10 protein-coding genes are annotated in these 12,837 nt (G+C 60.1%); 2 read left to right on the forward strand and 8 right to left on the reverse strand.

Going from position 1 to position 12,837, the window contains the following annotated elements:
* Positions 1-123: 123 nt before the first annotated feature.
* The 8 genes from hemH to IG616_RS19935 form a co-directional block, all read right to left on the reverse strand.
* On the reverse strand, positions 124-1,203 hold the full coding sequence (gene hemH, locus IG616_RS19900) for a ferrochelatase (protein WP_192150159.1): 1,080 nt from the start codon (positions 1,201-1,203) through the stop codon (positions 124-126).
* A 145-nt stretch (positions 1,204-1,348) separates the two neighbouring features.
* Positions 1,349-2,587: a phenylacetate--CoA ligase family protein gene (locus tag IG616_RS19905; RefSeq protein ID WP_192150161.1), complete on the reverse strand. Its 1,239-nt coding sequence runs from the start codon at positions 2,585-2,587 to the stop codon at positions 1,349-1,351.
* A gap of 21 nt (positions 2,588-2,608) precedes the next feature.
* On the reverse strand, positions 2,609-3,442 hold the full coding sequence (locus tag IG616_RS19910; protein ID WP_192150163.1) for an ABC transporter ATP-binding protein: 834 nt from the start codon (positions 3,440-3,442) through the stop codon (positions 2,609-2,611).
* Between the two features lie 103 nt (positions 3,443-3,545).
* Positions 3,546-4,874, reverse strand: a complete 1,329-nt coding sequence (locus tag IG616_RS19915) for an ABC transporter substrate-binding protein (RefSeq protein WP_192150165.1) — start codon at positions 4,872-4,874, stop codon at positions 3,546-3,548.
* A gap of 111 nt (positions 4,875-4,985) precedes the next feature.
* Positions 4,986-6,062, reverse strand: coding sequence for a branched-chain amino acid ABC transporter permease (locus IG616_RS19920; protein WP_192150167.1), 1,077 nt, complete (start codon positions 6,060-6,062; stop codon positions 4,986-4,988).
* A gap of 4 nt (positions 6,063-6,066) precedes the next feature.
* Positions 6,067-7,020, reverse strand: a complete 954-nt coding sequence (locus tag IG616_RS19925; RefSeq protein ID WP_192150169.1) for a branched-chain amino acid ABC transporter permease — start codon at positions 7,018-7,020, stop codon at positions 6,067-6,069.
* 14 nt (positions 7,021-7,034) lie between these two features.
* On the reverse strand, positions 7,035-7,859 hold the full coding sequence (locus IG616_RS19930) for an ABC transporter ATP-binding protein (protein ID WP_192150171.1): 825 nt from the start codon (positions 7,857-7,859) through the stop codon (positions 7,035-7,037).
* Complete coding sequence (locus IG616_RS19935; RefSeq protein WP_246476336.1) at positions 7,856-9,841, reverse strand: AMP-dependent synthetase/ligase; 1,986 nt, start codon at positions 9,839-9,841, stop codon at positions 7,856-7,858. The genes IG616_RS19930 and IG616_RS19935 overlap by 4 nt, the downstream gene beginning before the upstream one ends.
* A gap of 267 nt (positions 9,842-10,108) precedes the next feature.
* Between IG616_RS19935 and IG616_RS19940 the strand changes: the two genes are divergently transcribed.
* Both IG616_RS19940 and IG616_RS19945 read left to right on the forward strand, forming a co-directional pair.
* Positions 10,109-12,064, forward strand: coding sequence for a PAS-domain containing protein (locus IG616_RS19940; RefSeq protein ID WP_192150175.1), 1,956 nt, complete (start codon positions 10,109-10,111; stop codon positions 12,062-12,064).
* Positions 12,061-12,798: a response regulator transcription factor gene (locus IG616_RS19945; RefSeq protein ID WP_192150177.1), complete on the forward strand. Its 738-nt coding sequence runs from the start codon at positions 12,061-12,063 to the stop codon at positions 12,796-12,798. The genes IG616_RS19940 and IG616_RS19945 overlap by 4 nt, the downstream gene beginning before the upstream one ends.
* Positions 12,799-12,837 lie beyond the last annotated feature (39 nt).

A 12,837-nucleotide genomic window follows, 5' to 3' on the forward strand; every position in this document is an offset into this window, starting at 1 on the left:
TGTCTGCGCGATGGCAAGTCCATGACACAGCCCTGAAAGCACAGTGCCATCCTCCTTATACGGGAAGATGGCACCAAATTCAGCTGGGGATTTGAAGACGTAAGGGAAGGATATCTGGACCTCTCAGATCCAGCCGCCCAGTTCCCGGCGGACGACATGCTCGATCACGTCCATGCCCAGGTCGCTGTCGTTGAGGCAGGGAATGTGGGTGAAGTGCTCGCCGCCGTGTTCCTCGAAGATCTCGCCAGCCTCGCCTGCGATTTCCTCAAGGGTTTCCAGGCAGTCGGCGACAAAGCCCGGGTTCATCACCGCGATCCGCTTCACGCCGTCCTTCGCCAGTTGCTCCACTGTCTTGTCCGTATAGGGCTGAAGCCATTCTTCCGGGCCAAAGCGGGACTGGAAGGTGACCCGCAGCTTTTCCTTGCTCCAGCCAAGCACCTCCCGCATCAGCCGCGTCGTCTTCATGCAGTGGCAATGATAGGGATCGCCCTTCTTGAAATAGGACTGCGGAATGCCGTGGTAAGAGGTCAGCACCAGTTCCGGTTCAAAGTCGAGGTTCGCCAAGTGGCGCTCGACAGACTTCGCCAATGCGGTCACATAGACCGGGTCGTCATGATAAGGCGGAACCGTGCGGATGGCCGGCTGCCAGCGCATTTCCAGCATCGCCCGGCAGATTTCGTCATTCACCGTTGCCGTCGTGGCTGCCGCATATTGCGGATAAAGCGGAAAGACCAGAATACGGTCACAGCCGTCATTCTTGAGCGCTTCCAGACGCGAGCGGATAGACGGATTGCCATAACGCATGGCCCAGTCGATCTTCAGGCGGCCACCGCCATCTCCCATACGCTCCACCAGCTTGTCCGACTGGCTGCGTGTGATGGTGCGCAACGGAGATTCGTTCAGATCGTGGTTCCAGATTTCCTCATAGGCCTTGCCAGACTTCTTCGGCCGGGTGTTGAGGACGATGCCATAAAGGATCGGATACCAGAAGAAACGTGACCATTCGATGACGCGTTTGTCAGACAGGAACTCACGCAGATAGCGCCGCATCGGCCAGAAGGACGTGCCATCCGGCGTACCGAGATTGACAAGAAGAACGCCCACCTTGCCGGATTTCACCTGGGGATGGCCATCAGGAAGGGCCAGCTTCTGGAACTCCCGTTCCTGTTCAGGAGAAACGGTGGTTGCTGCGTGATCGATCATAGGATGTCCGTGGCTGCGCAATAGGGCTGAAACGACAAGCCGCACCAACAGGGTGCGGCTTATCCTTACGCTGTTATTCAGCTTTTAGATCAAGCACGCCAGGATTTAAAGCCAATGGGCGGAATGCCGCAGGCAAACGCAAGCATCAACCATAAGTCCGCTCGTCGCTGATCACCTTGCCGTCGTTCGGCAAAGAGCCTGGATCGACAAATTGAACATCCCCTTTCAGCCCCGTGACGGCCTTCAAGGTCAGACCGACCGCCTCCAGTAACGAAGGTGTGCCCCCTGCCACTTCCACGGAAAGGGTCATGGCATCGCTTTCGCCCTTGCGGGTCACAGCCAGCCGGGCCTTGGTCACTTCCTGATGAGCCTTCACCAGTTCTGCAATCTGGGCAGGGTCAACGAACATGCCCTTGATTTTGGTGCGTTGATCCGCACGGCCCATCCAGCCGCCGATCCGCCGGTTGGTCCGCCCGCAGGGAGAAAGACCCGGCAGCACGGCCGATAGATCTCCGGTGCCAAAGCGGATCATCGGATAGGTCTTGTTGAAGCTGGTCACCACCAGTTCGCCGACATCCCCATCGGCAACCGGCTCTCCGGTTCCAGGGCGGACGATCTCGACAATATAGTCCTCATTGACGATCATCCCTTCACGGGCAGAGCTTTCATAGGCAATCACACCCAGCTCAGCCGTAGCATAGCATTGGGAGACGTCGACCCCACGGTCCGCATATTCCTTGCGCAAAGAGGGGAAGAGGGCGCCCCCCGAGACCAGTGCCCGCTTGAAGGAAGAGGCATCGCGGCCCATTTCCTGAGCCTTGTCGAGCAGGATCTTGAGATGGTCAGGCGTCCCGACAAAGGCGCTCGGCTTCAGAACCTCGATCGCTTCGAGCTGAAGATCCGTATTGCCGACGCCTGCGGGCAGGACCGTGCAGCCAAGCGCTCTCGCACCGCAGTCCAGAATGAATCCTCCAGGGGTCAGGTGATAGGCGAAGGCGTTGAAGACCAGATCACCGGACCTGAACCCGGCTGCATGCAGCGCCCGTGCCCCGTTCCAGGGATCGGATCCCGAAGGCTGCGGCTCAAAAATCGGACCTGGTGACATGAAGACGCGTTCCGCACCAGCAAGCCCGCCGGACAGGAACCCGCCGAAGGGGGGCTGCTCCTTCTGCAGCCTCATCAGGTCGGATTTGCGCAGAATAGGGAGAGCCGCGAGCGTGTCACGGCTCGTGATCGCAGTAGCATCGACGCCAGCCAGATGGCTTGCCCAGCCAGGCGCGGTCGCCTGTGCATGGGCAATGGCCGCCGGCAATTTGGCAAAAAGATCCGCCTCACGCTGCGCCGGATCGCACCGGTCGCGCGCTTCAAACATGTCTGTGCTCATGGTCCTTCTCCGGTCTGCCCGTCAGGCGAGCCAACGCTTTCTTCGCTTGTAATGTTTGACATTGCGGAAGGACTTCCGCCCTTCGCCGCCGACACCCAGGTAGAATTCCTTGACGTCCTCGTTGTCCCGCAGGGCTTTCGCATCCCCGTCCAGAACGATGCGGCCAGCCTCCAGAATGTAGCCGTAGGTGGCATAGCGCAGCGCAACGTTGGTGTTCTGCTCGGCCAGCAGGAAGGAGACGCCTTCCCGCTCGTTGAGCTGCTTCACGATTTCGAAGATTTCCTCGACCAGCTGCGGCGCAAGCCCCATGGAAGGCTCGTCCAGCAGGATCATTTCGGGCCGGCTCATCAGCGCGCGGCCAATCGCGCACATCTGCTGTTCCCCGCCAGAGGTGTAGCCCGCCTGGCTTTGCCGCCGCTCCCTGAGCCGCGGGAAATAATTATAGACCATCTCAAGATCGGCCTTGATCGCCGCTGCCCCGTCCTTGCGGGTATAGGCGCCGGTCAGGAGGTTTTCCTCAATGGACAGATGACCAAAGCAATGGCGGCCTTCCATCACCTGAATGCAGCCCTTGCGGACCAGATCATTGGGGGAAAGCGCCTGCACCTCGTCGCCCTTGAAGACAATCTTACCCTTGGTCACCTCGCCGCGCTCTGCACCAAGCAGATTTGAGATCGCTTTCAACGTGGTCGTTTTGCCCGCGCCATTCGCGCCCAGAAGTGCAACGATCCCGCCGCGCGGAATGGTCAGCGAAACCCCTTTGAGCACCAGGATCACGTGGTCGTAGATAACTTCGATATTGTTGACCGACAGGATCGTGTCACCAGCAGAAGCAGGTTCCTTTGTCCGTGTCATTTCCTGGGTCTGCATGGTCTGTGCGCTCCGGCTTGCGAGTGTCCGTTCTTCCGCCCGGCCCGGGAGAGCCGGGCGGAAGAACCTGTTGCGTCAGGCCGCCCGGTCAGTTCGGGCAGGCTTCGGTGCGCGCCGGCCAGGGCGCATTCTTTTCGGCATAGTCCTTCGCAGCCGCTTCAAGCAGCGGACGGACGACATCGGTCATCGGCTCGATCCAGCCGCTGGCCCGCTGCCACTGCTTGCCATCCCATTCCTGAATGAAGACCGGATGGCTACCCGCGTGATCCTCGCAGGTCACCTTCATGGGGTGGGCAAAGTCAGGAAGGCCGATTTCAGCAAGCCGCTCAGCAGTGAGATTCAAGGATTCGAGGCCAATACGCATGTCCTCGCCCGTCAAAGCTTTTTTGCCGGTCTTTTCCTGAGCGTTGCGGATGGCTTCCGCGATAATCACCGAGTTGAGAACGCCGCGGTTATACAGCGTGGACGCAAAGCTGCTCGGCTCTGTCTGGGACTTGCCAGCATCAATCACCAGCTTCTTGATGTCGTCAAGCGCCTTGAAATCCGAGCCAACGCCCGAGAAGTTCATCGCCTTGTAACCCTTTGCTGCTTCACCACCGGCAGCGGCGTCCTCATCACCAGCCGACCACCACACGCCGATGAATTTCTCCATCGGGAAGCGGGTCTTGACCGCTTCCTTGACCGCCGTCGGGGTCATCGCACCCCAGCCCCACATAACCATATAGTCCGGACGGTCGCGGCGGATGTTCAGCCACTGAGACGACTGATTCTGCATTTCCTTGCCCGGAACCGGGTATTGCAGCAGCTCAAAGCCGTACTTCTGGGAAAGCTGCTCAAGCAGCGGAATCGGCTCACGGCCATAGCCTGCGTCCAGGAAGATGTAGCCGATCTTCTTGCCCTTCAGCTTCTCGAGACCGCCTTCCTGCTCACCGATGTACTTGATCGCAACCGACGCACCGTCCCAATAAGTGTCCGGAACGTTGAAGATCCAGGGGAAGGTGTTGCCGACAGCTGCGGCTGAGAGGCCATAGCCCATGGACAGCATCGGGATCTTGTCGACACCCGCTTTCGGGATCAGCTGAAGAGTGATGCCGGTTGAATAGGGGTTATAGACCAGCGCGTTCTTGCCTTTGGTGGACTCGTAACACTCGACGCCCTTCTGCGCGTCATAGCCGGTCTCACATTCTTCGATGGCAATCTTGACGCCGCCGATTCCGCCGTCGCGCTCATTCAGCATGGCCAGATAGTCATGCATGCCATTTGCAATATGAACGCCCGAGCCAGCGTAGGCACCTGTCCGGTAGGTCAGAAGCGGCACATAGTTGGTGTCTTCCGCCACAGCCTGGCTGAAACTACCGGATGCTCCCATGATGAGCGCGGCGGCAGTGCCAAGCGCGAGATGCTTCAAGTACGTCATCCAATTCCTCCCTTGCGGCTGAAGCAGCACTCCAAGCCACCGGACCCATTGTTGCGCCACTCCTCCCCGGACGGGCCCGTTGTCCGGATGGCGTGTCGTGAGCGCTGCCGTTCAATAAGGGAACGGCCACACCCGAAGCTTTTGCTTGCCGATCTGCCAGAGCCGGGCAAATCCGTGTGGCTCCACGATCAGGAAGAAGATAATCAGCGCGCCGACGATCATGAAGGTGAGATGCTCAACCGTTGCGGCCTCAACATCGATGCCGATCATGCCCGGCACGAATTTCAGGATTACCGGCAGGATCCAGATGAAGGCTGCGCCCATGAAGGCCCCCGACAGACTGCCGAGACCGCCCAGGATCACCATGAACAGGATCTGGAACGACAGCTTGATCGAATAGGACGACGGCTCCGCAGCGCTCAGCCAGAAGAACACCATCATGGCCCCGGCAACACCGCAGATGAAGGACGAGACGGCAAAGGCCAGCAGCTTGGTCTGCAGCGGGCGGATGCCCATCAGTTCGGCGGCAATGTCCATGTCGCGGATCATCATCCAGGACCGGCCAATCCGGCCGCGCAGCACATTCGCCATCAACAGCGCGATGACGGACGTGATGGCCAAAACAATGAAATAGCGGGTCAGAGGCGTAGCTTCCGGTCCTGTGATCAGGATGCCGAACATGTCACGGCTTGGCACTTCGATCGCGCCGGATGCGTTGTAGTTGTATAGCCACGGAATGCGGATAAAGCACCATTCCAGGAAAAACTGGGCGGCGAGCGTGGTGACCGCAAGATAGAGGCCCTTGATCCGGAGGCTCGGCAAGCCGAACACGGCACCGATGGCCGCCGAGAAGAACCCGGAGCACAGCACCATGACGATGACGTTCACCTCCGGGAAGAGAGACGTCAGCTTATAGGCCGAATAAGCGCCGACGCCCATGAAAGCGCCAGTTCCCAGGGAGAGCTGCCCGGCAAAACCGGTCAGGATGTTGAGCCCGATGGCGGCCAGGGAAAAGACCAGGAACGGGATCATGATCGACGTCAGGACAAAGTCGTTCGCTGTCAGCGGAATGCCCACAAAGGCAATCAGCAGGATGACAGCCAGGCCGATCCGGTCCTGACGGATCGGGAACAGCGCCTGATCGGCTTCGTAGCTCGTTTTGAATTGGCCGGCTTCGCGATAGAACATGTGCTTACACCCGCTCGATGATGCGTTCGCCAAACAGACCCTGCGGACGGAACAGCAGGAAGATCAGCGCGATGATATAGGCAAGCCACGACTCGATGCCGCCGCCCACAAGTCCGCCCCAGTAGATTTCACCGATCTTCTCGCCGAAGCCGATGATCAGGCCGCCGATGATGGCGCCGGGGATGGAAGTGAACCCGCCAAGAATGAGAACGGGCAGCGCCTTGAAGGCGACGATTTCGAGGGCGAAGGACACATCGGACCGTGCGCCCCACATGATGCCGGTCGCAAGGGCCACAAGCCCTGCGGCGAACCATACGATGGCCCAGATCTGATTGAGCGAAATGCCCACCGACAGAGCGGCCTGATGGTCGTCGGCGACGGCGCGCAACGCACGACCGATGCGGGTCTTGTTGAAGAAGATACCGAGCGCCGTCACCATCAGGATAGCAATCACCGCTGCGGCGATGTCGATGTGCTGAAGGATAACCAGGCCCCGCTCGCCCATCTCGAAAGCCGTCGATCCTGTCGGCAGTCCCAATTCCTCGGCGATCATGCGCTTTGGCTCGCCGCCAAAGACGAATTCACCGAGACCGATCAGGAAATAGGTCAGGCCAATGGTGGCCATGAGCAAGATGATATCCGGCTGGTTGACCAGCGGCCGCATGACGAACCGCTCGATGCCATAGGCCAGCGCCCCCATCACCCCGATGGTCAGAAGCAGGGCCAGCAGCGCGGGCACGCCGCTTTCGTAGAACCCGACCAATGTCAGGCCCGCGAACACCACCATGATGCCCTGAGCAAAATTGAAGACACCCGACGCCTTGAAGATCAGGACGAAGCCAAGCGCGATCAGCGCATAGAGAATTCCGGCGACAAAGCCTTCCCACAGAACCTGGAGGAAGAAGTCCGGCATTTCGACCATCTGGACAAAGGGTCCGATGAAAATATCGTAGAGCATCTGCATTCCCCCCGTCAGTGGCTCACGCCGAGATAGGCGTCGATCACCGCCTGGCTTGCCTGCACTTCCTCCGGCGGGCCATCAGCGATCTTCTTGCCGTAATCCAGCACGACCACCCGGTCGGACAGATCCATCACGACGCCCATATCATGCTCGATCAGGGCGATTGTGGTGCCGAACTCCTGATTGACGTCGACGATGAAGCGGCTCATGTCCTCTTTTTCTTCAAGGTTCATGCCGGCCATCGGCTCGTCGAGCAGCAGAAGCTCCGGCTCCATGGCCAGTGCCCGTCCCAGCTCCACCCGCTTTTGCAACCCGTAGGGCAGCTTGCCGACCGGTGTCTTGCGGATGGCCTGGATTTCCAGGAAATCGATGATGTCCTCGACCTTGCGGCGATGCTCGATCTCTTCCCGGCGTGCCGGGCCGAACCAGGCCATTTGCCATAGGAAGTTGCGGTGCATCTTGAGCGACCTGCCGGACATGATGTTGTCCAAAGTGGTCATGCCCTTGAACAGCGCCACGTTCTGGAACGTGCGGGCAATGCCCTGGCTGGCGGCCTCATAGGGCTTCATCTTGCGGCGCACTTCGCCGCGCCAGGTGATGGTGCCTTCCTGAGGATGATAGAAGCCGTTGATCACGTTCAGCATCGAGGTCTTGCCCGCGCCGTTCGGACCGATGATCGCCCGGATTTCCCCCTTCTGAATGTCGAAGGAAATATTGGTGATGGCCTTCACCCCGCCGAAGGACAGGGAGACGTTGTCGACCCGCAGCAGCAGGTCACGTTCCTTGGTCGGGGCCTGCCCCGCAGGCTGCGCAAGATTACTGACGATGGCGTTCATTCGGCAGCCTCCTGCGTGGAGCCAGAGGGCACGTGGGTGGCCATGCTCCGGATTTCGACCGTCGCCTCGATGGCGCCGACACGGCCATCCTCGAAGGTCACTTCAGTGCGCACATGTTTGGAGGAAGACCCGTCATAAAGGGCTTCGATCAGCGGCGCATAGCGCTCGGCGATGAAAGAGCGGCGGACCTTCTGCGTCCGGGTCAGCTCGCCATCATCCGCGTCGAGCTCCTTGTGCAGGATCAGGAATCGCTGCACCTGCGCCCCGGCCATCATCGGCTCACTGGCAAGATCCCGGTTCACCTCATCCACGTGGCTCTCGATCATCCGGTAAACGTCCGGATGGGCAGCCAGCTCCTGATAGCTCGCGTAATTCACATTGTTACGCTCTGCCCAGGACCCGACGGCGGTCAGATCAATGTTGATGAACACACCGACCTTGTCCCGCTCATGCCCGAAGGCCACGGCCTCCTTGATGTTCGGGAAGAACTTGAGCTTGTTCTCGATGTATTTCGGCGCAAACAGGGACCCGTCGGTCAGCTTGCCGACGTCCTTCGCCCGGTCGATGATCTTGAGATGGCCGTTGTCCGCAATGAACCCGGCATCGCCCGTGAACACCCAGCCGTCTTCGGTCTTGGTGGAGCGGGTGGCCTCGTCGTTCTTGTAATACCGGACAAAGGTGCCGGGAGAGCGGTAGAGCACTTCGCCATTTTCGGCGATCTTCAGTTCGACCTCCGGAGCGGGTTTGCCGACCGTATCGCCGTAGATCTCGCCGTCCGGCTGAAGTGTAATGTAGACGCTCGCTTCCGTCTGGCCATAAAGCTGCTTCAGGTTCAGGCCAAGCGCCCGGTAGAACCGGAAGATCTCGGGACCAATCGCCTCCCCCGCCGTATAGCCCACCTTGAGACGGGTCAGACCCATGCGGTTCTTGAGCGGCCCATAGACGAAGAACTCGCCAAGCGCATAGAGCAGACGGTCCTTTGCCGGGACAGCTTCTCCATTGAGGATCTTCTCGCCGGCCCGGCGGGCGACCCCCATGAAGAAGTCGAACATCTTCTTCTTCACCCGGCCGGCATCCTCCATCTTCACCATGATAGCCGTCAGCATGTTTTCAAACACCCGCGGCGGTGCGAAGAAATAAGTTGGTGCGATTTCGAGCCTGTCGACGTCGATGGTGTCCATGCTCTCGGGACAGTTCACGCAGTAACCAGCCAGATAGGCCTGGGCGAGCGAAAAGACGTGATCGCCGATCCAGGCAAGCGGCAGATAGGCGAGGGTTTCTTCGGTCTCGTCCAGCTTGTCGAAGGCGTTTGCATTGCGGGCGGAAATGACCAGATTGTCAAAGGAAAGCATCACCCCTTTCGGCCGGCCCGTGGTGCCTGAGGTGTAAAGCATCACCGCAATATCGGCACCCTGCTCCTCGGCGAACCCGGCTTCCCATTCGGCAGCTGCTTCCGGTCTTTGAGCAAGAACCAGCTGCCCGCGCTCCTGGACACCTTCGAAAGCATGAAGATGGCCGTGATCATAGTCACGCAAGCCGCGCGGCTCGTCGTAGACGATATCCGTCAGGGTCGGGACCTGCTCGCCCATCGACTGCAGCTTGTCGACCTGCTCCTGGTCCTCGACCACCGCGAAACGCACTTCCGCATGGCCAAGCACATAGGCCATTTCCTCGGCGACCGAGTCTGCGTAAACGGGAACGGGGATGCCACCGAGCGCCTGGACAGCGACCATGGACCAGTAGAGGCGGGGCCGGTTCGAGCCGACGATAGCGACCTTGTCGCCTGCCGCAAGTCCCAGGTCCTTCAACCCCAGGGACAAGGCCCTGATCTCATCGCGGACTTCAGACCAGGTCCAGCTTTGCCAGATACCGAAATCTTTTTGCCGGACCGCAGTCCGGTTTCCGAAGCGCTGCGCATTGCGCAGCAAAATCTTCGGAAAGGTGTCCTCGCCGCCCGCAGCGGCGCCGGGCAGCCTTGCCATAGCGCGTTCCATCCCTGTTAGGCTCGCCCCGTTTGCCGGGGTCGAATTTTATGTCCTCATCAAACAACCCTTCCGCCTGACCATTCAAGTCATTCTTTTTCAGGCCATCCTCCGGAAGGGTGTTCCCGGGACTGTTGAAACGCTAAGCCTCCGCAGTTACACCAGTATGATCCAATTATTACGAATTGTTTCGTCGGACCAAATTCGACCAAAGGATAGCAGGCATGGGATCTGGCAAAGCGGAGAGCGCCGTCCTAATCTGCGGTCATGGAGGAAACATCACCCGAACAATCCCAGATCGACCTGCTTCAGGCCGCGCTGGACCATGTGAACCAGGGCTTTTCGGTTTTCGACAAGGATCTCAAGCTTGTCGCCTGGAACCGCGGCCTGTGGGAAATGCTGGACTTCCCCCCGCGGCTCGCCCGCCGGGGCACCCATCTGGAGGAGTTCCTCCGCGTTAACGCGGAGCGGGGCGAATACGGGCCCGGTGATATCGAAGGCAAGATCCACCGCCGCGTGGAACGGGCCCGGCTGTTCGAGCCCCACTACTTCGAGCGCATCCGGCCCAATGGCCAGATCATCGCCGTCTCCGGCACTCCCCTGCCGCACGGCGGCTTTGTCACCACCTATGCGGATGTGACCGAAGACAGAATGCGCCAGCAAAAGCTGGAGAAAACCGTCGAGGAACGGACACGTGCACTGCGCCAGAGTGAAGACTGGCTGCGTCTCGTCACAGATAACATTCCAGCCCTGATCGCCTATATGGCCCCCGGTCCGGTATTCCGCTTTGCCAACCGGCGCTATGCGGAATGGTTCGGCCAGTCGGTCGCCTCCATTGTCGGGAAACCTGCCCCGGAGGTGGTCGGCGAACAGCTTTTCTCCGAGATCGAGCCCCATGTGAGGCGTGCCTTCGAGGGCAACGCCGTGTCCTATGAGTATAATCGCGAGCGCCCGGATGGCACCGCCGTCTATATGCGATCGACACTGATCCCTGACATGACCCTGGATGGCCGGACACTCGGGGTGTTCGTTCTCTCTCTGGACGCAACCGAGCATAAGCGCAGCGAAGCAGCCTTGATGCAGTCCCAGCGCATGGATGCTGTCGGCAAGCTGACAGGCGGTCTTGCCCATGACTTCAACAATCTTCTGACCATTCTCATGGGCAATCTGCTGAGCCTCAGCCGGACAACAGGGCAGATCCCGCCAGAAGACCTGAAAGCGCGGATTGCCCCGATGCTGCAGGCCACCCAGCGCGGATCAGATCTCACCCAGCACCTCCTGGCCTTCAGCCGCGGCAAGCTGATCGACCCGCAGACGGTCCGGCTGCAGGGACTGATCAACAATGTCGAAACCCTTCTGCGTGGGTCTCTCCCGTCGTCCATCAAGCTGAGCATTGAGCAAGGGCCGCCCGGACTAGCAGCCCGGATTGATCCGACGCAACTGGAGACTGCGTTGATCAATCTCGCCTTCAACGCCCGCGATGCTCTTTCGGAGGGCGGAGACCTGATCATCAGGCTGGAGACCTGCGAACTCTCCGGCCGCGCGGCGGATGATCTCAACCTTGCTCCCGGAGCCTATGCCCGGATCACGGTTAGCGACACTGGCACGGGCATGGACGAGGCAACGCGGCTGCGGGTGTTCGAGCCGTTCTTCACCACAAAGACCTTCGGCACCGGCAGCGGTCTTGGCCTGTCGATGGTCTACGGTTTTGTCACCCAGTCCGGCGGGGCAGCCGCAGTTACGTCTGCCCCCGGGCAGGGGACCCGCATCAGCCTCTATCTCCCGGCGGTCGACCTTTCCAGCGCTGTCGAATTGCCGGAGACCTCCAACGACGGAGGTGACGAGCCGCGCGGGTCGGGCGAGCTGGTTCTTCTCGTGGAAGACAACGCGGATGTGGCAACCGTTCTTGCCGAACAGCTGAGGGATCTTGGCTATATGGTGCTGCTTGCCGAAAGTGCGGAAGACGCGCTGCAGCTTGCCGCGTCCCTGCCGGAGATCCGGTGCATGCTTAGCGATATCGTCATGCCCGGCCAGATGAACGGAGTGACGCTTGCCCGCTCCATACGCTCGGCCCGCCCTGATCTCGGCATCATCTTGATGACGGGCTACGCTGATTGGGGCATGCTGCAGGAGAAGGATGAGTCGGTTGGTTTTCCGGTTCTCTCAAAGCCCATACGCCCGCAAGCCCTTGCCCAGACACTCAGAAACACATTGAGCGCATGAACCGGCCGGACAACCAGCAAGACAAGACAGCTTCCCGGGACCACGTGGTTTATGTGGTCGACGACGAACCGGACATCTGCGCCTTGCTGAGCGATGCCATGCGTCCCTTCGCCATCAAGGCCAAGCCCTTTTCCAAGGCGCGGGATCTGCTTGACGCACTTGCCCATGGGGTGCCGGATGCCTGCCTGATCGATCTCGGCCTGCCCGACATGGAGGGCATGACCCTCATCAACGAAATCCGGAAACAGTCTTCGGTGCCAATCATCGTGCTGTCCGCCCGCAATCATTCGTCCGACCGGGTGATGGGGCTGGAGCTTGGTGCCGACGATTATGTGGTCAAGCCGTTCGATCCCCGAGAAGTGGTGGCCCGGATCCGCTCAATCCTGCGCCGGGCGGGCGAAACCCTGCCAGAGAAGACCGGCACAGCCTGCGCCCGGTTCGAAGGCTGGTGCTACCGGCCCTCCTCGCACAGCCTCACCTCCCCGGATGGTGAGGAAACCTATCTCTCCACCGGAGAAGCCTCCTTGCTGGACGCCCTGCTCCGGGCGCCCCGCCGGGTGCTGACCCGCGATTACCTGCTGGAACATGGCGGGCGGGACGAAAGCCTCGACCGTTCCATCGACGTGCGGATCTCACGCATCCGCAAGAAACTGAGCGCGCCGGGCGTTCCCAGCCTGATCCGGACGATTTACGGCTCAGGTTACATGCTCACAGCGTCCGTCGACTGGAGCTGATCACGCTACTTGGAGAAACAATTGCGGGAGGGCGGTTTC

Source organism: Roseibium litorale, from assembly GCF_014842915.1.
Classification (GTDB): domain Bacteria; phylum Pseudomonadota; class Alphaproteobacteria; order Rhizobiales; family Stappiaceae; genus Roseibium; species Roseibium litorale.